The following is a 21,998-nucleotide window of genomic DNA, read 5'->3' on the forward strand; positions in this document are numbered from 1 at the left end:
GCTTTATTATTGGGCAAAATAATAATAAAGAATAAAATTCAATGTTGCAGTGGCTATGTATCGGCTGGATTTTAGGCCTTGCCTTTATGGGGAAAAATTTCCTGTCTGTCCAACTGAGCGGGACGGCAGTTTTGATCGCTGCGCTGCTCTGGTATCTGTGTTGCCATAAATTAAAGCTCATCTTGAATACACCGCTGCGAAGCCTGTTGATCACTGGGTCCGGCCTGCTTTTAGGACTGTTTTTAGGCCATGCTTATGCCAATCTGCAACTGGCTGAACGTTTATCCAAGCGGGAGCACGAGGTCTCTGAAGAAGAAATCGTGGTGTATATCAAAGAGCTGAATAAACTGGGTGATCAAAATATCCAGCAAGCCCTGCATGTGCTTAATCCTGATGGTACTACAGTTAAGTGGATGGGTTTTCTGCCAGTTTCAGATCCTGCCACTTCATCTAGTTTAATTTCTGCTGAGACCAGGCAGCGAACCTTTAAGTTAGGACATTATTATCTATTACAAGGCCAGATTCGTCCGCATCACAGTTATGCCACACCAGGTACTTTTGATGCAGAAAAGTGGGCATTACAGCAAAATGTCATGGCCGGGTTTAGGATTAAACATATCCAAGAGTTGCAACCGCAAAAACTCTATGCACTAGGTCATGCTAAGTATCTACGTCAGCAGCAAAATTTGAATCAGAGATTTTTGCTATGGGTAGAACAGCAGCGACTGGCCTTAAGAGAGTTTGTGGCCAGACAACCCGTACAGCAGAAAGGCTTGTTACTGGCTCTATTAAGTGGTGATGAAAGTCTACTGGATCAAGCGACGGAACAGCAATTCCAGCGTTTTGGTATGAGTCATTTACTGGCGATTTCCGGACCGCATGTACTGATCTTTGCTTTTATCGTTTGTGGCACGTTGCAATATCTGATTTCAAGGTACGCACCGCAGATTTATCTGAAATGGCCAAGGCAGTATTTTTTGAGTCTGCCTTTTTTATTATGTGTACTGCTGTATTGTGCCTTCGTCGGCTTTGAAATTCCCGCACTACGCACTTTACTGATTTGTGTGATTGTGACTTTTACATTATTGCTCAGGCAAAGCGTGCAGCCATTAAAGCTGTTGATTCTAAGTGCTGCCTTATTGTTGCTCTTTGATCCTTTTAGCATTTTGTCGGCTGCATTCTGGCTGTCTTATGGGGCCTGTTTTGTCTTGCTGCGAATCTACCAGACCATTCAGCAACAGCCTCGTCAGATAGTACACACAGCATTACAACGGCTGTATTTTGCAATGAAAGTTTTGGTAGAGTCGCAGTGGAAAATTTTTCTGGCCCTGTTTCCCTTAATGATGCTGTTTTTTAAGCAGGTGGCCTGGATTACCCCACTAAGCAACCTGGTGGCCATCCCCTGGATTGGCCTGCTGATTGTTCCAGTAGATATTCTGGCGGCTTTACTGTTTTTCATTTCTGAGCCATTGTCGAGTCTGTTGTTTCAGCTCAATGATATTTTTATTCATATGCTGCTGGCATTTCTAGATCTGCTTGATCGGCTGTTTGCACCGCAACTGATTCCGGTGGCCATGAATGTCTGGATGATTGCTCTATGCATATTGGGCTTATTAATTGTCTTTTTGCCGCGGGGCTTAGTACCCAAAAGCTGGACAGTACTTGCCTGTATACCGCTGTGTATTCCTCAGCTCAATCAGCATGCATTTCAGCTGTCTATTCTGGATGTCGGGCAGGGACAGGCAATTTTTATTCGTGACGGACAACACAGCATGATGATCGACATGGGTGGTTATTATAATGAGGAAAAATTCAGTATTGGCCGGCAAGTGATTATGCCATTTTTATCTGTGCAAGGCGTGAGAGAGCTGGATCAACTGATTTTGACCCATCTGGATCAGGATCATAGCGGTGCTTATTTCAGCATTAAAGATCTATTGAATATCAAACAAGTATCATCTAATCAGATGCCTGAGACAGCCGGAACTTCTCGTTTTCAGTTTTGCTATGAAGGACAGCAATGGCAATGGTCTGAAGAGATTAACTTTAGAATTCTGGCACCCCGGCGGCAGCAGTTAAACACGTCAAACTTCAATAAAAACGACCGCTCTTGTGTGGTATATCTGCAAATCAAAAATGCCGGACCGTATCAAAACTTTTTATTGATGGGGGATGCGGGCTGGGAGACTGAATATCAGCTGCTTCAAGACTATCCCGAACTTCAGGTCGATGTGCTGGTACTCGGCCATCATGGTAGTCAGCACAGTTCAGCCTATCAATTTTTACAGGTTTTGCAGCCTAAACTGGCGATTGCCTCGGCTGGGAAATTTAATCGCTATGGCCACCCAAGCCAACTGACTCAGCAACGGTTAAAAGCTCTTAATATTCCTTTATTGACCACGGCAGAACAGGGCAGCGTGCACTTTCAGCAACAAAGCTCAAAGCTGGTACTTTCTGCCGAACGACATGGATGGCAATGGCTGTATCGTCAGCCTTTAAGTGAATGATTCTATTACAGATGAAGCTTCATGAGCATCAGTATCTTGTGTTCTTAAGGCATTTACTTTGCTCAAGGCCTGTTCATGTTCAAGTTTATAAAGATTGCCTAAATCTTGATGTGCGTTAAAGCGTTTATAACTCCAATGGTAATGTTCTGGATGGCGACGAATTAAATTTTCAATACTATTAATAATAACTTGGGTACCCTGATTGGCATTACCACTATAAATTTTTTCATCAACCGTTTCGATAAAGATATCAAATCCATCATCAGTATTACGTAAGGCATATAAAAACAGGGCACGGGCTTTGGTCTTTTGGATCAGCTTGGCACTCAAATTACTCGTAGCCAAGGGCACGCCGAAATAGGGAATATATTCACCGCCAATATTCGGAGTATGATCAGGCAGGATCACAGTCGTACCTCCCTGTTTTAAGGCTTTAAAAATCTGACGGACGCCTGATTCATCGGTTGGTACCAAATGTGCTTTTTCCCGGCTACGGGCGGCACGTACAAATTGATCCGCAGCCTGATTTTTCACAGGTTTGTACATGATGGTCATCGAAGTAAACTGGGCAACATAGGCATTCATAATTTCCCAGGTGCCAAAATGCGGCACAATTAACACCAGGCCTTTATTTTGTGCCAGTGCATCATGAAGTAAATCTTCACCAATCACGCGATGAATGCGTTTAATATTTTTTTGATTGCTTGAGCCCCAAATGGTAAAGAACTCGAAATATGACATTAATTCATTACGCACTGCAGCACGGTTAATCTGTTCACGTTCCTGATCGGGCAGGTCGGAGAGACTGATTTCAAGGTTCAGGCGAATAACTTCCGAAGTTTTAGTGACTTTAAAACTGTTCACAATAAAGGCCAGCATACGGGCCATCCATCGAGAAACCGGAAGCGGTTGGCGGCTAATATACTTGAGTAAACCGTAAGCTGAATTCCGTGAGCCCTGTTTCGTCATTGATTTAGTCTAAGTACAAAAAAAGAGAACAAAATTTATTATAGGCGAAAACGTTTTGTTTAGACAGAATTACCCGATTCAGTGTATATAATGGGTTCAATATAAATCAATTTATTGGATTATTTATGTCCGATTGGCCACCAAAACCTGAAAATCAAATACAAAATACGCAACAGCCAGTTCAGCCGACTGGTCCCGAGTGGAAACTACTGGAAAAAGCAGTTTTAGCTTCGGTTGAAGAACAGCGTCGTGCACGTCGTTGGGGAATTTTCTTTAAATTTCTGACGTTTGCGTATCTACTTGTTGTTATTCTGGCATTAGGTAAAAGCTGTAGTTCTGTTTCTTCAGATGCCAGCGCTGGTGCAGGTTCTCATATCGCAGTCGTGGACATTGTGGGTACGATTGCAGCCGACAAACAGAGTGTGAACAGTAGCAATACCATTAAATCACTGAAAAAAGCCTTTGAAAATAAACAAAGTAAAGCGGTGGTGCTGAATATCAACTCACCTGGCGGTTCACCGGTACAGTCCGATGAAATCTGGCAGGAAATTCAGTATCTTAAAAAACAGCATCCCGGTAAAAAGCTTTATGCTGTGATCGGTGATACCGGTGCATCAGGTGCCTATTATATTGCCTCGGCTGCAGATGAAATTATTGTTAATCCTTCCAGTTTGGTGGGTTCTATCGGTGTCATCATGCCGAATTATGGCGTGAGCAATTTAATGAAAAAACTTGGTGTTGAAGACCGCACCATGACTTCGGGTGAGAATAAAGCTTTATTGTCGATGACCCAGCCTATTGATCCTGCGCAAAAAGCACATGTACAGGGTGTTCTGGATGATGTACATCGTCACTTTATTAATGCCGTGAAAGAGGGCCGTGGCAATAAGTTGAAATCAAACGACCCTGCGATTTTCTCTGGCTTGTTCTGGACGGGCGATCAGGCAGTAAAACTTGGCATTGCTGACCGAATCGGAAGTTTAAATACCTTGAAGCGTGAACTAAAAACGGATAAAGCCTTGAATTACACGATTGAATATAGTCCATTCGACTCAGTACTGGGCCGTATGGGAGCATCGATTGGTAATGGAATTGCTACTTCGGTTGCACAGAAACTTCAGTCAGAAAACAGTACGACACTGCAATGAAACCATTGATTCATTTCGCGCACGCCAATGGCGTGCCATCAAAAGTCTATCAAAAACTATTTGATGGACTGCAAGAGAATTACGATATTATCTATGTGCCGTTATTAGGGCCTGATAAGCGCTATCCAATTGATAATCATTGGAAAAGCCTGACCCAGCAAGTGATTGATAGTATTGTACGACAGTCTCAAGGCCGCCCTGTGATCGGTTTGGGGCATTCATTGGGCTCCGTATTAACGTTTCAGGCTGCTTTACAGCGCCCGGAACTGTTTTCACAAATGATCATGCTGGACCCGCCGATGATTATGGGCAAAGAAGCCTTTGCCTTGCATATTGCAAAGACTTTTCGCTTAAAAGCATTGGATAAAATGTCCCCGGCCGGTCTGTCCAAACGCCGTCGTGATCATTGGGACTCACGTGAACAGGCAGCGGAATTGTTGCGTCCTAAAGGTTTTTATCAGGATTTTGATGCAGATTGCTTCCAGGCTTATATTGATTATGCCTTGCAGGAGGATCCCATCCGGGGTGGAGTAGAACTCACTATCCCTAAAAGGGATGAGGTCGCAGTCTTTAGAACCAATCCGTCACTCTGGTGGTTGCCTCAGGCCAAACCACAAGTCCCGGTGCATCTAGTCGTTGCCGATAAAGGTCCATTTCTGGCTCGCAAGTTCCCGCAGCAAGTACAAAAGAAATTTGGTATTCCTTTTACTGTGGTCGATGGTGGTCATATGTTCCCATTAGAACAACCCAATCAAGTAGCGGACTTGGTCAAACAGTTGATTCAGCAACAGTCTGCCTGAGTCATTGGGAATTTTGGAAATAAAAAACGCATCCGAGGATGCGTTTTTTATATCTAAATTTTTTTAGAACTTGCAGAATTGAACAGGCTCTTGCATTTTCTCATTTCGATACAGCACACCATCTTCGGTATGTTGGATCGTACCGCTACAAATCCATTCTACAACTTGTGGATAGATCACATGCTCGAGACTATGCACACGCATTGCCAAACTTTCTACCGTATCATGGTGAGAAACCTTGAGAACACCTTGAGCAAGCGCTTGCCCTGCATCCAGCTCAGCCGTGACATAATGCACCGTACAACCGTGCAGAACATCACCGGTATTGAGTACACGCTGATGCGTATGCATGCCTTTATAATGAGGCAATAGGGAAGGATGAATATTCAGCATTTTCCCTTCCCAAGCTTTCACAAACTTTTCACTTAAAATTCGCATAAAGCCGGCGAGTACCACCAGATCCACATTCCAGTCCAAAAGCTGTTGATGCATCACATCATCAAAAGCCTCACGGTTTGGATATTGCTTGTGTTCAATAACTGCAGTTTGAATGCCTGCATGCTGTGCACGCGTTAAAGCAAAGGCTTCAGGTTTGTTGGAAATCACGCCCACAATTTGCCCCGAAAGATTGGCATCAATCAAGGCTTGCAGATTTGATCCGCTACCTGAAACAAGTACAGCAATTTTAATCATGCGCAATTACGCGAAGATCACACGAATTTTTTCGTCTGCACCTGCAACCGATTCAGCATTGTCTTGAATCTGACCCATTGCCCATGCTTTTTCGCCAAGCTTGTTGAGTAATTCAACGGTTTTGTCTGCATCAGCTGCATCAACAACCAGCACCATACCGACGCCACAGTTGAAAGTACGATACATTTCAAACTGTTCTACACCGCCTTCACGTTGTAGAAGCTTGAATAGCTCAGGCCATTCCCAAGAAGATTCATTCACAAGTGCTTGAGCGCCATTAGGAAGTACGCGCGGTAAGTTACCCGGCAAACCACCACCGGTGATGTGTGCCATCGCATGCACATCAACGTGTTTTAACAGCTCAAGAATTGGTTTTACATAAATGCGTGTCGGTTCCATTGCAACATCTGCAAGTGGGCGACCATCCACGATTTGATTTAGATTAACGTTTTTTACGTCCAGGATTTTACGAAGCAGTGAGTAGCCATTTGAGTGTGCACCTGAAGAGGCCACACCAATTAAAACGTCACCCGCTTTGACTTTAGAGCCATCAATAATTTTGCTTTGCTCAACAACACCGACACAGAAACCTGCAAGATCGTAATCTTCGCCTTCATACATGCCTGGCATTTCAGCAGTTTCACCACCGACCAATGCACAGCCTGCAAGCTCACAACCAGCGCCAATACCAGTAACTACATTGGCAGCAACCTCAACATTTAAATGACCAGTTGCGTAATAGTCGAGGAAGAACAGTGGTTCAGCACCACAAACAAGAAGGTCATTCACACACATTGCAACCAGGTCTTGACCAATCGTGTCATGACGGTTCAAATTCAGTGCCAGACGTAATTTTGTACCAACACCATCTGTGCCAGATACGAGAACAGGTTCTTCATAACCTTTAGGAATTTTACAAAGTGCACCAAAGCCACCTAGACCGCCCATGACTTCAGGACGTGAGGTACGCTTGGCGACAGATTTGATACGATCGACTAACGCGTCGCCCGCCTCAATGTCGACACCTGCATCTTTGTAGCTTAAACCAGTGTTTGGGGTAGAAGTTGAGTTGCTCATAATGAAGTCTCCGCATTCGCGGGTGCGATTATAACCTGAATATGAAAAACTCTTATGGTATTTGTGGCCTAAAATGCTATCTTTATTAAAATATTTTAATTTTTATAATGATTAATAGAGAAAAGGCGAAACTTTATGGTAGATCGCACATTGCGTCGCGTGTTTATCCTGGCTGGGATAGCTTTATTGCTATGGATTTTATATTTACTAAAACCCGTTGTAATTCCATTTGTTGCAGCATTTTTAATGGCGTATCTATTCAGTCCTCTGGTAGATAAACTGCATGATATGGGTTTGCCGCGCTGGCTCTCTATTAGTATTGTTTTTATCGGGATCGGGGTTATCCTGATCCTGGCGACCTGGTATCTGATTCCGCTAATCTGGCAGCAGCTGGTGTATGCACGTGACAATATACCCGCGATAATTGGATGGATTAATTCAACCTTTTTGCCTTGGTTGTCTCATACTTTTAATGTCGTCGAAATGGAAATTGATACCAATCAGATTTCTGATGTGGTCATGGATTATGTACAAACCAATTATAGTGCAGACAGTATCCAGACATTCTTGCTACGTCTTGCGCAATCTGGCATCAACTTTCTCCAGATTGGCGGTACAATTGTCTTAATTCCGATCATTGCCTTCTATTTTCTGCTGGATTGGGATCGTATGCTGGAAAGCTTGCGTCGCCTGATTCCACGTCCTTATGAAGACAGCACCTTAAGAATCGTAGGTGAATGCCACAGTGTGCTGGGCGCCTTTGTTAAAGGACAGTTTCTGGTGATGATTCTATTGGGAATTGTTTATGCAGTGGGCTTACAACTGATTGGTCTTGAAGTCGGTTTGATTATCGGTATGGTGGCAGGCCTGGCCAGTATTATTCCTTATCTGGGCTTTGCTGTCGGTATTGTTGCGGCTGTGATTGCAACTTTCCTTCAGTTTGGGATTGACTGGTGGCAACTGGTTCTGGTTGGTGTGGTCTTTATGGTCGGTCAGGCTGTAGAAGGTTATGTACTGCAGCCATTTCTGCTTGGCGATAAAATTGGCTTATCACCAGTAGCGGTTGTATTTGCGGTACTGGCGGGTGCTCAACTGGCGGGTTTCATGGGGATGCTGATTGCATTGCCGGTTGCAGCAGTCATTGTGGTTCTATTGCGACATGCACGTGAATATTACGAACACACACACTTTTATGGAAATCAGGCTGTCATTATGAATGATCCGGCAACGGGTTCGATCAGTGTAGAAACAGAAGACTTAGATGTTGATATTGAAATGAAAAGGCCAAGAGTAAAACCCCTGCAAGAGGAAGAAAAATCCAGTAAGATTCATGATCCTCATCGTAAAGACTGATAAGGTCCAAAAAATCATATGCGTCAATTACAGTTAGATATAGAACCTCAGCTTGATGCCCGAATCAGTGATTTTTCAGGGCCGGGCTGGGGACATGTGATTGATGCTGTCCGTCAATTACATGCAGGGCTGATCAGCCGTTTTTATGTCTATGGAGGAGCCGGTACAGGTAAGAGTCATTTGTTGTCTGCCATTTGTGACTCTTATTTGGAAGTAGGTAAATCTGCAATTCAGGTATCCTTGCTTGAACTTCTAGATGCACCGACCGAGGCGATTACTTCGCTGGATCGTTTTGATCTGGTCGCACTTGATGATATTGAGGCAATTAGTGGGGTACCACATTGGCAACGCGCCGTCTTTCACCTGATTAATTATAATAATGAAGGGGGTGGCCAGTTGGTATTTTCCTCACGCTTTGCCCCTATCGAACTGAAGCTTGAATTACCTGACTTGCAATCCCGCCTCACTCAGGCGGTTAGTACCCGGGTTCCGAGCGGCAGTCTGTATGCTGATCGTTATGCCTTGATTTCATCAGTTTTAGATCGTCGTGGTATTCATCTAGATCCTCAAATTTTTGATTATTTACTGAATCATGGACCACATCAAACTTCGGTACTTTTACAGAGATTAGAGCAGATTATTCAATTGCTTAAAGGGGAAAAACTGAAGGTCAGCAATGCCAATTTGCGACAGATTTATGCCTTGATTGACGAATATCGGTAAACTATAAAAAATCTTGAGTAATTACTCAGTCTATGCCACAGTAAGGCAAAATAATTCGTTGTTGCAAGGATTCTGCAACTTTAGAAGAAAAAGAAAGAGATAAAAATTAAGGAGAAGGTTATGCTCAAGAAGAGCATAGGCATAGCTTTGCTATGTATAGCGGGGCAGGCATATAGTGCAGATATTATTGTAACTACTACAGAAGATATTGAAAAAGATGACAAGGAATGTTCACTTCGAGAAGCGATTGAATATGTTAATCGTGGCTTAGCCAAAGCCGGTTTTATGGGGTGCGGCGGGGAAAACTCATCCAGTACTATTATTTTAAAAGAAAAAAATACCTATGTGCTAAACAAGCATATTGCGATTAAAAAATCTCTTACAATCCGTGCGCTCGCAGAAGTTGATGGGGAATTCAGTACGGAAGAAAAAGCATTAGGCTTACATAATGCTCATATTCAAATGAAAGGGACTGATAACCTATTTAGGGTCAACAGTACAGACACACTGATTCAGTTAAACTTGAAAGAACTGGATCTTGAAGGTTGTGGGAAGGCCAGTTGTACTGAACAAGGCGGCTTGATTTATAATAAAGGACAGTTAATTTTAGAACATAGCCGTCTTTTTAATGCAGCTGCCAATTTGGGTGGCGCAATTTATAATGCTGGAAAGTTTGGCCAGAACCTAACCAGCCGTGTAGAAATTAAAAACAGCCTGATCGAAAATAATAAAGCGCAACGAGGCGCGATCCTGTATAGCGAACTACCGGCATTCCTTATTTCTCAAAGTGTACTTAAAAATAACCAGACACTAGATAATTCAGCGACCAATATTTTTAGTGCTGGACAATTTGCTAACACCAGTAAAGAGCAAAGTATTAGTGGAGAAGTATTAAGTAGCACCATACTCAAAAATAAAGGGATACTCATCAATGTCATGGATGGAATGGGGCTAAATAATCTCACCATGGTTGACAATGAAGATACTGCTTTGCGTATCCATGCTCCGAATGGCAGGGCTTATGTGGCTAACAGCATTATTTTAAGAAATGGTACACAGGATTGCCAAATTATCACTGGTGACAAGACTTTGTCGCAAAATAATCTGCTGACTACATCTTGTGGTGCGGGAGATACAATTGCACCGAATCAATTCTGGAATAATACACAATTATTTGCTGAATCTTCAGATAAAAGTGAAGGTATGTGTCAAACCCTGAATGAAAATAGTACAGCTATCCTTTGTCCATATAGCGTGCCTAAAGGACAGTTTCTCGGATATATGCGTCCCCGAATTTTATTAAACTATATTCTTGTGAACGAATCACCGATCGTAAATAGAGGCACAGCACTGAATCTGGCAAATCCTACCGTTGCCTGTGAGGCTGCTGATCAACGCGGGATCAACCGTTTGATGGATAATTTATTTTGTGATCGTGGAGCTATTGAAATCACGATTCCAACCTCGGGCAGTCTGGTTGGACAAGACCTGTTAAAGGGAGAAATTGCCAAGTTTTCAATTGAACCTTATCTGGGAGATAGTGATTTAATTCCAAAACAGTACTGTAATGCGATTGTGGGGCAGAATCCTGATGATCAATCTTGGCAAGACGGCTGTTTGAAAGTAGTGCAAACCAAAACAGCCTCAAAGGGTAAAACAGTCATCGATATTCATGGCAATGTTGTTTATACCCCGAATTCTACCTGGCATGGAGCAGATATTTTTGAACTACAAGTGGTGACCTCCTCGACACGGTTTAATAAAACAAAACCTTATCTGACCATTACTACTCAAGTTGTTCAGGCGCCAAAAAATGAAATGGAAGACAAAGCAGTCAAAACGTCAGGCGGCTCATGGGGGGGTGGTGGACTGTTGATATTACTCGGCTTAATGGGTTTACGCCGTAAACTAAAAGATTAAGGAAAAATCATGAAAAATTATAAAAAAGGACTGCTTGCGGCCATGATTTTATCTGCCATGAGTTTGATGGCAGCCGAAGATAAAACAATATATGTCACTACTTTTGTCGATGAAGACGGCGAGAATAATGAAGCCTGTTCTTTACGAGAAGCAATTAAAACTGCAAAACTGGATAAATCTTATGGTGGCTGTAACGTAGGACGTACGCTTCGACTGGACGGTTCGGCCCCAGATGTAATTCAGCTTGAAGCAGGTGAGTACAAACTGGAACGAGAGCTTATCGTAGAGTCTGCCCTCAAAATTTATGGAAAAACACCATTTAGCTATACCCGTCGTAGTCCGATTACGAATTTATACCCAACTCGAGAAGCTTTAAAAACTACAATTTCAGGCCAGAAAAAAACCCGATTATTTAATAGTATGGCCAGTCAGTCTAGCTTGGAGATTCATCATCTGATTTTAAAAGATGGCTATGCAGCAATAAATGGATTGGATAAAGGCAATGGTGGTACTTTCTATGTAGCGGGACCTCTAAGCATTAATACCAGTGAAATAGTGAATTCCCGAGCAGCCGCAGAAGGGGGAGCTATTTATAGTGTGGCAATGAATACAGAAAAAAATATTACCATTCAGGATTCTTTGATTCACCAAAATCAGGCGAATTCATATGGTAGTGTTCTGGCGATGGACTGTCAGGCAAATTTAGGTGCGACTCAAACCAATGTGAAAATCAATTCTAGTAGTATTACTCGAAACGGTTCAAGTCTTACGAACAGTATTCTTGATTTTTGTGGCTATGCGACAGTAGAAATGGTGAACTCAACTATTGCGAAAAATACTGCGAGTGCCACTGGACATATTGTGCGTATGACGAATCAGGTTAATCGTCCGCTCAGTGCCTTTTCCAGTTTAACAGCCGCGAGTAATACCATTGTCGAAAATACAGCCAAATCTACGCTATTGTATGACAATGTAGGCTCTAAAGTTTTTGGGTTTAATGTCCTGGCATTCAATCAGGGCTTATCTTGCGAATATGGCTTGAATCAGGGGAATCCAACCAAAGAACAACAAGTCAAATTTTACACAACACAAAATGCAATTCAAAGCACTGGCCCTTCGCGTTGTGTACTACCTCCCTTAGAAGAAAATGCCACTTCAAATAATCTGGATGTCTCGAGTAGTACGTTCAGCAGTTTATTAACCGATTATCTTGAGCCTGCGATTGATAATCGCTATTTGGGGCTGTATTACCCGCGGGATAATAAGACGGCAACAGATTTGGTAGATATTGGTGAAAGTGGCTGTATCGAACAAGACCAGCGTGGTGTTGATCGTGTGATTGGTTCCACATTAACATTTGATCCAGATGCAAAAAATACCTGTGAGATCGGCTCAGTTGAAATCCGACGTTTGACGGCCGCAGATATTACCGATTTGAAAAATACAAATTTGGTGGGACTTAATGATTTTTATCAAACAAATATAGATGATATTAAGAAGATTATTGCGGATAAAAATACACCGGCAGATGAGTTGCCCGGTTTAAAGGAAGAATTAAAAGAGTACGAAGACCTGCTTAAATATACCAAGCAATATCAGAAATATCGTGCAATTTATATCAATCCATTTGTTTTGGCTATGCCGCAGGAAACCTTATCTGGCAATATCATTCAAACTAAAATATTTAACTCAAAAAATTACGATATTAGTGTGAGAGCTCTGGGTGTGGGTAAATTAACTGGTACTGGTAATTCGGCCAGTGTAGAGGGAAACCCCAATGATCCAAATCTTAAATGTGAATGGAAACCAGATTTGAACCGCATCATGATGTATCGTACTGATGCTAAGGACACCAGCTCGGTGGATATGGAGTTCTGTAGTTATACTATTAAAGACCGAGCAACGGGTGCGAGCAGTACAGGTCTTTTAAGAGCAGCTTTTACCAATATTGCACCTATTGCAAAGAATGATGAATACCGGATTAGCCCAGAGAATAATCTTACGGTGACTGTAAATCCGCTTGAAAATGATAGTGATGACGGGGACGGACCATTACCATCAGGAAAGTCGGCTTTTTATCATGATAAAGATGGCAAAGAGATTCCGATTCGTATTCTCAAGCTTCCTGCAGGAGTTTCACTTAAAGCTGAGCGACAAGGAGCTTGTCCGGATCCCTATCAGAACCAGACTTGTTATGGTGGAAAGCTGACATTTAGCGTGAGGAATAACTTAAGCCAGGCAAATTACAGCATGGAGTATGCAATTTTTGACGCAGATGCAAAAATCTCAGAAACAGCCACGATCTTGTTACGTAATACAGTTAAAAATACCAATACTTCCTCCAGTGGTGGGGGAGCAAGCGGTATTTGGGCGCTACTGGGATTATTGGGACTGGCAGCTTATCGTCGTTTAAGAAAATAAAATACGATTGAAGTTATAAAAAAGCCTCTATTCTATATGGAGGCTTTTTTTATCTATATCGCTTAATGTGAGGGAGGTTGTTGAGTCACTTGCTGATATTTGAGAATGTATTCTTCCCGAATGGCGAGACGCTCTTCCGGTGTCGCTTTTTGCATACGTGTACCCAGTTCCTTACGCTCTTGGCTGCTCATCATTTGCCAAGTTTCACGCATTTTTTGTTTTTCTGCATCAGGAAGTTGGGTAAACCAGTCCATACGCTGCTGTAAGCTGACACGTTGTTGTTCTGGGATTTCTTTTAGGGATTGATAACGTTTAATGAGTGCCAGTTGTTCGGCATCAGAAAGATTATCCCAAGTATCGGTAACTTGGGAATTAGCATCTTTGGAAAATAGCCAAAAACGTTCAAATCCTGCAAAGCTAGTTTGTAGAAAGCCGAGTGCACAAAAAACAATTGCCAACTTTTTAGCTGCCATGTGGAACTTTGTCCTCACCTAAAACCATTAACATTTCTAAATCTTCAAGCATTTGCGGAGACAGTTTTGGTACTGAAACCATTTGAGTTTGCGGCTCGTTGTGGTCCGAAAGATTCGGTAACACTACCACGCCTGCAATCGCAGCTGCCAACGCAAATCCGGACATTTTTAGAAAGGCAAAGCGTGAATGTTTTGCATCCTGAATTTCTTCAAGAACATGATGCATGACCACAGGTTTATCTTTATGTTGCTGTGCCAGCCCGTCAAGTTTGGAAGTTACTTGTTTTAAGAAATCATCTTGATTCATTCTGATGACCCTCCCAGATATGGATTTAAATGTGCTAAAGAGGCACGTAAGCCTTGAATGGCACGGTGATAATGGGTTTTTACACTGCCTTCGGTGCAGTTCATAATTTGTGCGGTGGTATGGGTGTCGAATCCTTCCCAGGCTCTTAGCATAAATGCCTGTTGCTGACGCACTGGCAATTTTGCAATCGCTTCCTGGATTTCTTCAGCAGTCACTGCCTGATCGAGAAATTCCAGAGGTGTAGGTGTTGATTCATCGACAACATCATCAAATTCAATTTCGTCATCATCGAGGCTGACTTTTTTGAAAAATGAAAACATTTGACCACGTCGTGCTTCTTTGCGACGCCAATCCTGTAACTTGTTGTGCAGGATAGTATAAAAAAGCGGATACCATTCTTCAGTCGTCTTTTCTGCATAGGATTTATGCAAGGAAATGAAGGCTTCCTGAACCAGATCCATGGCAATACCATGCTGACCTTGGGTTGCACTTTCCATCATCACCAAAGCCCGTCCCGTCACATCCTGCATGAAATTCTTCAGACGTGCTTCGGCCGTACTCTTTAGAATACTTACATCCTGTGACTGCAACTGTTTTGGTGCTAAATCCATAGAGATGGAAAATCCTGTCATTGGACACCCACCATTATTCCCAAGTTCATGATCACATAACGTTGGGAGTAATGGTTTGGTTGACAATTAAGTTTATTATTTTTGTAGTTTAATCTATTTTATACATGGGCAGGGTCGTATTAAAACACTGTAACCTAAATCCCTAATTAGATACGTTGACGAACCATTTCAAAGAAGCAGATCGAACCCGCAACAGCGACATTAAGCGATTCCTGGCCCCCTGGTTGCGGAATCGTCACAGCTTCAGCATGCTGCATGGCATAATCCGATACACCTTGGCCTTCATTACCTAGGATCCATACGCAAGGTTTACGTAAGTCTTTTGAATACAGGCTTTCAGCGCGATGTGAGCTGGTGACATAAACCGGGATCTGAAATTGCTCAAGAATTTGTTCAAGGGCAATATTTTCAAAAGTTTGCAGTGTGAAGTGCGCACCCATGCCGGCACGTAAGACTCGTGGAGACCAGAGAGACGCAGAACCTTTGGTACAAACAATCTGTTCAATACCGGCTGCTGCTGCAGAACGAAGCAGCGTTCCGACATTTCCTGGATCCTGTACATTTTCCAGAATCAAGGTATCTGCCTTGAAATCAAGAGCGTAGTTTGCTGTCGGTAGAGTCACCACAGCCAAACAGGCCAATGATGTTCCTAAGGTACTTAAATCTTTGTACAAGGATTCGCCCAGAACAAAGACTGTACCTGTATATTTTGTAAGAATTTTCTCGAAATCTGGGTGGGAAAGGGCTTGTTCAGTGGTGAAAATCGAATCAATTTTACGGTTTTCATGCAGCCAGGCGAGAGACAGATGTGTGCCTTCCAGGACAGTCTGGCCCTGTTTTTTACGATAGGTATTCTGTTCAATCAAACCACGTAAGTGTTTAATCTTCGGGTTGTCTTTAGAGTCAAGAAAAAAAGTTGCCATGGGAGATATAATCCACGGCAGCCGATTCAATATCGGCCGCCGCTATAAAAAATTAGTTGTGGTAGCTGGTCACAAGATCAACTTCGTTTTTAGAACCAATGATCACAGGAACACGCTGATGTAAATCAGTCGGTTCGATCTCAAGAATACGTACGCGACCTGTAGTCGATGCACCGCCAGCCTGTTCCATCAACATACTCATTGGGTTGGCTTCATACATTAAACGCAGACGGCCTGCTTTAGCCGGATCTTTAAGATCATATGGATACATGAAGATACCGCTACGGCAAAGAATACGGTGAATATCGCCCACCATACAGGCAACCCAGCGCATATTGAAGTCTTTTTCACGAGGACCGGTTTTGCCAGCTAACAATTCATCGATATAACGCTGTACTGGTGCTTCCCAATGACGTTGATTTGAGGCATTGATGGCATATTCTTTGGTGTCGGCAGCAACCTGAATACCTTCAGAAGTCAGCAGGAATTCTTTTGTTTCAGGATCAAAGGTAAAGAACACTACGCCTGCACCTACTGTTAATGCCAGCATGGTAGATGGACCATAAAGCACATAACCGGCAGCCACTTGGTTTACACCAGCCTGCATGAAATCTTCTGCCTGAGTCACAGCATTTTTCGCAGGAAGAATCGAGAAAATAGTGCCGACACACATATTGATGTCGATATTGCTAGAGCCGTCTAGTGGATCGAACAATACCAGAAACTGGCCATTTTCTTGTGCCGGGGTGAATTCATCCAGTTCTTCTGAGGCTAGACCGCCCACATTTGGATGTTGCTGCAGGGCATCAATCAGATAATCATTAGAAATGACATCCAGTTTCTTTTGCTCTTCGCCTTGAACGTTTTCATGCTGTGCACTTCCCAATACACCAGCCAAAGCACCTTTTTGCAATAACTGATCGATATCTTTGCAAGTATTTGCAATCGTTTCAATAACTTGTGAAAGTTCTGGGGTGAGGTTTCCGCTTTGTTGTTGTAGAAACTGGGATAAAGTGCGGTATGACATAGGGGGGAAACTCCAAGACTTAAAATCGGGAAAAAATGATCAAAACGATATGCGGCTATATTTTAGATGAGAACGTCTGAAAAGGACAATTAAACTGGGTTATTTGTTGTGATTTTGCCCTTGCAACTCCTGTGGAAAGTGCTATGTTGAATGCAATGGAACAGTAAAAATAGGAGCACAGAGATGACAACATTGAAGTTTGATGCGACTCCAACCCCAAGTGAAGCAATTAATCTCGATGAAATTTCTGAAGACAAGATGAAAGAAGCGTGGAAGGGTTACGAATCTAAACCTGAATACAAGAAATTCAATAAACATGACATGATTGAGTCGATGCAAGCTCATGAGGAAGGCGAAGAGAAGGAATAGATTATTCCTTGCACTTTCAAAATTTCTTTCAATAAAAAAGCACTCATTTGAGTGCTTTTTTATTGAGCAGTTTATTGTTTAAGCAATTCTTTATTTCAACAATGGCGGAACCGCTTCATAATTGATTTCTACACGACGATTTTCTTTCCACGCGTTTTCATCGTGGCCCGGGTTAATCGGCATTTCTTTACCATAGCTGACAGCTTCCAGCTGACCTGCATTGACCCCTGAAGTGGTCAGGAAACTTTCAACTGCTTTGGCACGACGTTCGCCAAGTGCCATGTTGTATTCGCGTGTACCACGTTCATCCGTATGACCAGTTAAGGCTACCCGTGAATTGGCATTGGCCATCAGGAACTGGGCATGTGCCTGCAAAGTACGAATATCATCATTGCTCAATTCGCTACTGTCATAGTCAAAATGAACCACACGTTTTGCCAGATAGGCCTTATTTTCTGCAGTAACACCTTTGGCTGATGCGCCCGCCAGGTTTTGTGCATTTAATGCTGCATCTTCGCTCAGACCCTGAGTGTTAACCGTAGTCGTACCGGTCGTATCCAGATTACCCGTCTGAACTTCAGCAGCAGGTTTACGGCTGGCGCAACCTGTCATGACCACAGCGGCTGCAAGCAAAGGCAATGCAAATAATTTTACTTTGTTCATTCTTCATCTCCATGAAGTTGATTATGGGTTAAAGCGGTTTTAAGTATTCAACTATTATTTTGGTGCCCAGGCGGGTTCACGAACTTCACCAGTTTCGCTTGGCAGATTCATACGGAAACGACCATCTAACGACATAATGGATAATAATCCACGATTACCTTCGCGTGTGGCATAGACCACCATCTGACCATTTGGCGAGAAGCTTGGTGATTCATCCAGGCTGGTCGGAGTCAGGATGTTGGTCACACCTGAGCTGATATCCTGTACGGCCACTTTATAATTACTGCCACTTGGGCGATGAACCAGTGCAAGTTTCTTGCCATCTGCGCTTAGAGTCGCACGGGCATTGAAGGCACCGCGGAACGTCAGACGTTTGGTACTTTCACCATTAAAATCATAACGGTAGATCTGTGGAGAACCACCACGATCTGACGTAAAAATAAAGGATTTGCCATCTGGTGAATAACGTGCTTCGGTGTCAATGGCACTGTCATTGGTCATGCGTTTTAACTGGCGTGTCTCCAGATTCATCTGGTAGATCTCCGGGTTGCCGTGCATTGAAGCAGTAAACAGCATGCTCTTGCCATCTGGCGAGAAACTCGGTGCGCCGTTTAAGCCACGGAAACTGGCCAGCTTTTCACGTTGACCGGTCGCCAGATCCTGTACATAAATGGCTGGACGTTTGGTTTCAAAAGATACATAGGCAATCTTTTTCGCATCCGGTGTCCAAGCTGGTGATAAAATCGGATCACGGGAAGTCAAAATTGTTTTTGGCTGTTCACCATCCGTATCGGCAATCTGTAGGGTATAACGTTGCTCAGGGGTTGCCGGGTTACGCAGCACATAAGCAATCCGACCGCTAAAATCTCCAGGAATACCGGTTAATGCCTGATAAATGGCATCACTGATCATATGTGCTGCCTGACGGGTGCGCGACGCCGGCACAGTCAACAGTTCATTGAGCAGATACTGCCTTTTTTCCACATCATACAGTTGATACTGAATACTAAAAGAGCCATCGGGATTGGTCTTGGAAGAACCGGTCACTACATAGGGAACACCTGCGCTTGCCCATGCTTCTGCATTCGGAGTATTCATTGCGGCAGTAGCAGGCAGATTTTTTGAAGCGCTGGTAAATCTGCCGGAACGATTCAGGTCATTTTCTACAATAGGGTAAATACTCTGGTCCTGGCTAAAAGGCACAATGGCAATTTTCGGCGCAGCTTCCGGCGCTTTGGTAATTTCCAGATGTAGCTGAGCCTGTGACTGGGTAGTAATGATTGTGCCCAAGCTTGTCAGGACTGCAAGGCAGAGCAGGTGTTTGCGAGTTTTTTCCATCATTCGTTATTTACTCAAATCAACGGAGTTATTCTATAAGTGATCGGGCTCCATCATCGCATGAATTGATACGAACAAAACCCAGAATTTTTCACTCAACTGTTATCACACTGTGAAAAGTGAATATTGTTTAAGCTATTTCAATTGAAGTTTAACTTAAAAAATCAGCCATAACACCTGTTCTTGATGACGGCTGGTTTTTTTATTGAGCTGTAAAGGTTGAAGTAAAACTTCGTGCTTCACGGCGGGCATCCGGATCGGAAGGCATTGGATAAGGAGCAGCAGCACGTACTGCAGCTTCTACACTGGCCTTCATGTCCGGGTCACTCGAATTCACGATTACAGAAACCACAGAACCGCTATCGCTTAGGGTGACACGAGCAGTCGCTTTTTGACCTGAAGAACCTACTGGCGTATCCCAGGCACGTTTGATTTTATTTTCAAAATCACGTTTTGCGGTGGATGCAATCCGTTTCGATTCCGCTTTTTTCTGTGCCGCTTCTTCAGCAGCCTGTTTGGCAGCGGATGCTTTGGCCTCTGCATCTGCCTTGGCTCGCGCATCGGCATCCGCTTTAGCTTTGGCTTCTGCATCTGCCTTACGTCTGGCATCCGCGTCAGCTTTGGCTTTAGCTGCTGCATCGGCTTTGGCTTTGACTACTGCATCTGCTTTGGCTTTCGCATCAGCGTCCGCTTTGCGTTTCGCCTCTGCATCATTTTTAGCCTTAGCTGCCGCGTCAGCTTTGGCTTTAGCTGCTGCATCGGCTTTAGCTTTAGCGGCTGCATCCGCTTTGGCTTTGGCATCAGCGTCCGCTTTGCGTTTCGCCGCTGCATCATTATTGGCTTTTGCTGCAGCATCGGCCTTACGTTTGGCCTCAGCCTCTGCTTTGGCTTTCGATGCAGCCTCTGCTTTTTGCTTGGCAGCTAAATCGGCTTTTTTCTGTGCTTCCAGTTTTGCTTTTTGTGCAGCATCGGCTTTGCGCTGTGCATCCAGTTCAGCTTGGCGTGCAGCTTCGGCTTCCGCCTTGGATTTTTGCGCTGCCTCTGCTTTAGCTTTGGCTGCTGCCTGTTTGGCCTGTTTAGCGGCTTGGGCACGTTTTGCTGCTTCAGCTGCTTGCTGTGCAGCCTTGGCTTGTGCTGCCTCTGCGGCTTTCAGTTCCTGCTTGGCTTTTTGTGTATCGACTTTTGGCGCAGGTGGAGTAACAGGTACAGCAGGGGCTGCAGTTGGAATGACAGGAGCGGGTTCTATACTAGGTTCTGCCGTTTGAGTGATTTCTTCTGCAACATTGTTATGTGCAGTCTCCTCAAATTCAGTTTCTTCACGAGTGACCGGCTTGAGCTCCTCTGGCTTGATCAGAACAGTTTTAATCTGTTTCGGTGGTTCAGGGGGTTTACTCATCCCTAGAAAAAGCAGGCCCACCAAAGCCACTGCATGGATGCCGAGCGTAAATCCAATCGCAATTGCTTTTTTTTGAAAGGGCGGTTTCTGATAATTTTTCATACTTTATTCTAGGGGTTTGGTCAGTAAACCGACCTGAGAAAGGCCAGCATCTTGCAGGCTCGACATCAAGGCCATGACCTCACCATAAGGACGGGTATTATGGCCATTGATCACGACATTCAGCACCTTGTTTTCATTTTGTGCCTGGGTTTGGGCATCAACAAGCGTACGGGTTAATTCTTCCAGTGTGACCGGACCAGTCGCCTGATTTTTATATTCTAGATAATATGAACCATCTTCTTTGAGTGTGACAATTGTCGGCGCATCCTTGGATTCGATCGGCAAACCGTTGGCCTGAGGCAAATCGACCTTGATGCCGCTGGTAATCATCGGGGCGGTGACCATAAAGATCACCAGAAGTACCAGCATGACATCGATATACGGCACCACATTCATGTCACTTTTCAGTGGCTTTTTAATACGCTGAAAGCGTCCTGAACCTTGAATCGCCATTAGTCTTTGTCCTGAGTTACGCCCACAGACTGACGTTGCAATAGCGCTACCATTTCTTCGGCAAACAGCGCACGGTCAGAGTAGACCGTTTCACCTTTGGCCGTAAAATGGTTGAAAGCCAATACCGCTGGAATAGCTGCGAACAGACCGATCGCTGTTGCAATTAGTGCTTCGGCAATACCGGGTGCGACTGTGGCTAGCGTTACCTGATCGACATCTGCCAGGCCAATAAAGGCATTCATAATGCCCCAGACTGTACCGAACAGACCGACATAAGGCGCGACCGAACCAATACTCGCCAATGCGCCCAGACCTTGTTCCAGATGACCTTGGTCACGGCTTAAACCGACACGCAGAATACGCTCTGTTCCTTCAATCGACTGGGCAGTTGGCGCATGGCGTTTTTTCAGTTTCAGGAATTCGCCCAGACCCTGATAGAAAATATCTTCAAGGCCGGTACGTTTAGAATTGAGTTGTGCATTGTTATACAGAGTATTCAGCTCAGCACCAGACCAAAAGATTTTCTGAAAATGTTCATCATCGGCCTGGGCTTTCTTATAACTCATGTAGAGCCTGGCAATCAGATACCAGCTATATATTGAGGCTAACAGCAGAGAAAGCATCACCAGTTGTACGACAGGGCTTGCTTGTAAAATAAGATCTGAAACTTGAAGAGATGATTCTAACTGAGTCGCCATAGTTGT

At 43.7% G+C, this 21,998-nt stretch carries 21 protein-coding genes; 8 read left to right on the plus strand and 13 right to left on the minus strand.

Annotated elements, in window-relative coordinates:
- The first annotated feature begins 41 nt into the window (after positions 1–41).
- A complete protein-coding gene (locus H9629_RS06995) occupies positions 42–2,507 on the plus strand; it encodes a DNA internalization-related competence protein ComEC/Rec2 (RefSeq protein WP_191730793.1) in 2,466 nt (821 codons plus the stop codon).
- Here the strand turns inward: H9629_RS06995 and H9629_RS07000 are convergent.
- The gene (locus tag H9629_RS07000) at positions 2,496–3,476 is read right to left on the minus strand and encodes a lysophospholipid acyltransferase family protein (RefSeq protein WP_191730794.1); all 981 of its coding nucleotides are present in this window, start codon (positions 3,474–3,476) and stop codon (positions 2,496–2,498) included. The genes H9629_RS06995 and H9629_RS07000 overlap by 12 nt on opposite strands.
- A 125-nt stretch (positions 3,477–3,601) precedes the next feature.
- Here H9629_RS07000 and sppA point away from each other — a divergent pair, with 125 nt between their 5' ends.
- Together sppA and H9629_RS07010 are read left to right on the plus strand one after the other, a co-directional pair.
- A complete protein-coding gene (sppA, locus tag H9629_RS07005; RefSeq protein WP_064096267.1) occupies positions 3,602–4,624 on the plus strand; it encodes a signal peptide peptidase SppA in 1,023 nt (340 codons plus the stop codon).
- The gene (locus H9629_RS07010; RefSeq protein ID WP_191730795.1) at positions 4,621–5,424 is read left to right on the plus strand and encodes an alpha/beta fold hydrolase; all 804 of its coding nucleotides are present in this window, start codon (positions 4,621–4,623) and stop codon (positions 5,422–5,424) included. The genes sppA and H9629_RS07010 overlap by 4 nt, the downstream gene beginning before the upstream one ends.
- A 63-nt stretch (positions 5,425–5,487) precedes the next feature.
- On the opposite strand, the gene purN is transcribed toward H9629_RS07010, so the two are convergent.
- Together purN and purM are read right to left on the minus strand one after the other, a co-directional pair.
- Positions 5,488–6,117, minus strand: a complete 630-nt coding sequence (purN, locus tag H9629_RS07015) for a phosphoribosylglycinamide formyltransferase (protein ID WP_144724615.1) — start codon at positions 6,115–6,117, stop codon at positions 5,488–5,490.
- Between the two features lie 6 nt (positions 6,118–6,123).
- Entirely contained in the window at positions 6,124–7,194 is a 1,071-nt protein-coding gene (gene purM / locus H9629_RS07020) for a phosphoribosylformylglycinamidine cyclo-ligase (protein WP_191730796.1), read from the minus strand.
- Between the two features lie 135 nt (positions 7,195–7,329).
- Between purM and cxpE the strand changes: the two genes are divergently transcribed.
- The 4 genes from cxpE to H9629_RS07040 all read left to right on the plus strand — a co-directional run bounded on the left by cxpE (position 7,330) and on the right by H9629_RS07040 (position 13,611).
- Positions 7,330–8,547 (plus strand): chloramphenicol efflux transporter CxpE, encoded by a 1,218-nt coding sequence (gene cxpE / locus H9629_RS07025; RefSeq protein ID WP_144724617.1) that lies wholly within the window; start codon positions 7,330–7,332, stop codon positions 8,545–8,547.
- A gap of 18 nt (positions 8,548–8,565) precedes the next feature.
- Positions 8,566–9,270, plus strand: coding sequence for a DnaA regulatory inactivator Hda (gene hda / locus H9629_RS07030; RefSeq protein ID WP_064096262.1), 705 nt, complete (start codon positions 8,566–8,568; stop codon positions 9,268–9,270).
- Between the two features lie 120 nt (positions 9,271–9,390).
- A complete protein-coding gene (rbtA, locus tag H9629_RS07035) occupies positions 9,391–11,190 on the plus strand; it encodes a rhombotarget A (RefSeq protein WP_064096261.1) in 1,800 nt (599 codons plus the stop codon).
- A 9-nt stretch (positions 11,191–11,199) separates the two neighbouring features.
- On the plus strand, positions 11,200–13,611 hold the full coding sequence (locus H9629_RS07040; protein ID WP_064096260.1) for a CSLREA domain-containing protein: 2,412 nt from the start codon (positions 11,200–11,202) through the stop codon (positions 13,609–13,611).
- A gap of 62 nt (positions 13,612–13,673) precedes the next feature.
- Here H9629_RS07040 and H9629_RS07045 read toward each other — a convergent pair whose 3' ends face one another.
- From H9629_RS07045 to H9629_RS07065, 5 genes are all read right to left on the minus strand, one after another.
- The gene (locus H9629_RS07045) at positions 13,674–14,084 is read right to left on the minus strand and encodes a DUF3106 domain-containing protein (protein ID WP_064096259.1); all 411 of its coding nucleotides are present in this window, start codon (positions 14,082–14,084) and stop codon (positions 13,674–13,676) included.
- On the minus strand, positions 14,074–14,391 hold the full coding sequence (locus tag H9629_RS07050; RefSeq protein ID WP_064096258.1) for a hypothetical protein: 318 nt from the start codon (positions 14,389–14,391) through the stop codon (positions 14,074–14,076). Before H9629_RS07050 ends, H9629_RS07045 begins: the two co-directional genes overlap by 11 nt.
- Entirely contained in the window at positions 14,388–15,002 is a 615-nt protein-coding gene (locus H9629_RS07055; protein WP_191730797.1) for an RNA polymerase sigma factor, read from the minus strand. Before H9629_RS07055 ends, H9629_RS07050 begins: the two co-directional genes overlap by 4 nt.
- 167 nt (positions 15,003–15,169) lie before the next feature.
- A complete protein-coding gene (locus tag H9629_RS07060) occupies positions 15,170–15,946 on the minus strand; it encodes a TrmH family RNA methyltransferase (RefSeq protein ID WP_064096256.1) in 777 nt (258 codons plus the stop codon).
- A gap of 52 nt (positions 15,947–15,998) precedes the next feature.
- Positions 15,999–16,973 carry a class 1 fructose-bisphosphatase gene (locus tag H9629_RS07065; RefSeq protein ID WP_064096255.1) on the minus strand — a complete coding sequence of 325 codons (975 nt, stop codon included), beginning with the start codon at positions 16,971–16,973 and terminating at the stop codon, positions 15,999–16,001.
- 183 nt (positions 16,974–17,156) lie between these two features.
- Between H9629_RS07065 and H9629_RS07070 the strand changes: the two genes are divergently transcribed.
- On the plus strand, positions 17,157–17,342 hold the full coding sequence (locus tag H9629_RS07070) for an NF038105 family protein (RefSeq protein ID WP_064096254.1): 186 nt from the start codon (positions 17,157–17,159) through the stop codon (positions 17,340–17,342).
- A 90-nt stretch (positions 17,343–17,432) separates the two neighbouring features.
- On the opposite strand, the gene pal is transcribed toward H9629_RS07070, so the two are convergent.
- The 5 genes from pal to tolQ all read right to left on the minus strand — a co-directional run bounded on the left by pal (position 17,433) and on the right by tolQ (position 21,992).
- Positions 17,433–18,005 (minus strand): peptidoglycan-associated lipoprotein Pal, encoded by a 573-nt coding sequence (gene pal / locus H9629_RS07075; RefSeq protein ID WP_064096253.1) that lies wholly within the window; start codon positions 18,003–18,005, stop codon positions 17,433–17,435.
- Between the two features lie 54 nt (positions 18,006–18,059).
- Entirely contained in the window at positions 18,060–19,343 is a 1,284-nt protein-coding gene (tolB, locus tag H9629_RS07080; RefSeq protein ID WP_171254959.1) for a Tol-Pal system beta propeller repeat protein TolB, read from the minus strand.
- A gap of 202 nt (positions 19,344–19,545) precedes the next feature.
- On the minus strand, positions 19,546–20,841 hold the full coding sequence (tolA, locus tag H9629_RS07085; protein WP_191730798.1) for a cell envelope integrity protein TolA: 1,296 nt from the start codon (positions 20,839–20,841) through the stop codon (positions 19,546–19,548).
- 3 nt (positions 20,842–20,844) lie between these two features.
- Positions 20,845–21,294 (minus strand): protein TolR, encoded by a 450-nt coding sequence (gene tolR / locus H9629_RS07090; RefSeq protein ID WP_064096250.1) that lies wholly within the window; start codon positions 21,292–21,294, stop codon positions 20,845–20,847.
- Complete coding sequence (gene tolQ / locus H9629_RS07095) at positions 21,294–21,992, minus strand: protein TolQ (protein WP_004645669.1); 699 nt, start codon at positions 21,990–21,992, stop codon at positions 21,294–21,296. Before tolQ ends, tolR begins: the two co-directional genes overlap by 1 nt.
- Positions 21,993–21,998 lie beyond the last annotated feature (6 nt).

It is taken from the genome of Acinetobacter pecorum, assembly GCF_014837015.1.
In the GTDB taxonomy this organism is placed as follows: Bacteria; Pseudomonadota; Gammaproteobacteria; order Pseudomonadales; family Moraxellaceae; genus Acinetobacter; species Acinetobacter pecorum.

What these genes read in the sequence shown, in the direction of transcription:
- H9629_RS06995 (WP_191730793.1), top strand. Translation starts at nt 42, where the DNA reads ATGTTGCAGTGGCTATGTATCGGCTGGATTTTAGGCCTTGCCTTTATG.
- H9629_RS07000 (WP_191730794.1), bottom strand. Translation starts at nt 3,476, where the DNA reads ATGACGAAACAGGGCTCACGGAATTCAGCTTACGGTTTACTCAAGTAT.
- sppA (WP_064096267.1), top strand. Translation starts at nt 3,602, where the DNA reads ATGTCCGATTGGCCACCAAAACCTGAAAATCAAATACAAAATACGCAA.
- H9629_RS07010 (WP_191730795.1), top strand. Translation starts at nt 4,621, where the DNA reads ATGAAACCATTGATTCATTTCGCGCACGCCAATGGCGTGCCATCAAAA.
- purN (WP_144724615.1), bottom strand. Translation starts at nt 6,117, where the DNA reads ATGATTAAAATTGCTGTACTTGTTTCAGGTAGCGGATCAAATCTGCAA.
- purM (WP_191730796.1), bottom strand. Translation starts at nt 7,194, where the DNA reads ATGAGCAACTCAACTTCTACCCCAAACACTGGTTTAAGCTACAAAGAT.
- cxpE (WP_144724617.1), top strand. Translation starts at nt 7,330, where the DNA reads ATGGTAGATCGCACATTGCGTCGCGTGTTTATCCTGGCTGGGATAGCT.
- hda (WP_064096262.1), top strand. Translation starts at nt 8,566, where the DNA reads ATGCGTCAATTACAGTTAGATATAGAACCTCAGCTTGATGCCCGAATC.
- rbtA (WP_064096261.1), top strand. Translation starts at nt 9,391, where the DNA reads ATGCTCAAGAAGAGCATAGGCATAGCTTTGCTATGTATAGCGGGGCAG.
- H9629_RS07040 (WP_064096260.1), top strand. Translation starts at nt 11,200, where the DNA reads ATGAAAAATTATAAAAAAGGACTGCTTGCGGCCATGATTTTATCTGCC.
- H9629_RS07045 (WP_064096259.1), bottom strand. Translation starts at nt 14,084, where the DNA reads ATGGCAGCTAAAAAGTTGGCAATTGTTTTTTGTGCACTCGGCTTTCTA.
- H9629_RS07050 (WP_064096258.1), bottom strand. Translation starts at nt 14,391, where the DNA reads ATGAATCAAGATGATTTCTTAAAACAAGTAACTTCCAAACTTGACGGG.
- H9629_RS07055 (WP_191730797.1), bottom strand. Translation starts at nt 15,002, where the DNA reads ATGGATTTAGCACCAAAACAGTTGCAGTCACAGGATGTAAGTATTCTA.
- H9629_RS07060 (WP_064096256.1), bottom strand. Translation starts at nt 15,946, where the DNA reads ATGGCAACTTTTTTTCTTGACTCTAAAGACAACCCGAAGATTAAACAC.
- H9629_RS07065 (WP_064096255.1), bottom strand. Translation starts at nt 16,973, where the DNA reads ATGTCATACCGCACTTTATCCCAGTTTCTACAACAACAAAGCGGAAAC.
- H9629_RS07070 (WP_064096254.1), top strand. Translation starts at nt 17,157, where the DNA reads ATGACAACATTGAAGTTTGATGCGACTCCAACCCCAAGTGAAGCAATT.
- pal (WP_064096253.1), bottom strand. Translation starts at nt 18,005, where the DNA reads ATGAACAAAGTAAAATTATTTGCATTGCCTTTGCTTGCAGCCGCTGTG.
- tolB (WP_171254959.1), bottom strand. Translation starts at nt 19,343, where the DNA reads ATGGAAAAAACTCGCAAACACCTGCTCTGCCTTGCAGTCCTGACAAGC.
- tolA (WP_191730798.1), bottom strand. Translation starts at nt 20,841, where the DNA reads ATGAAAAATTATCAGAAACCGCCCTTTCAAAAAAAAGCAATTGCGATT.
- tolR (WP_064096250.1), bottom strand. Translation starts at nt 21,294, where the DNA reads ATGGCGATTCAAGGTTCAGGACGCTTTCAGCGTATTAAAAAGCCACTG.
- tolQ (WP_004645669.1), bottom strand. Translation starts at nt 21,992, where the DNA reads ATGGCGACTCAGTTAGAATCATCTCTTCAAGTTTCAGATCTTATTTTA.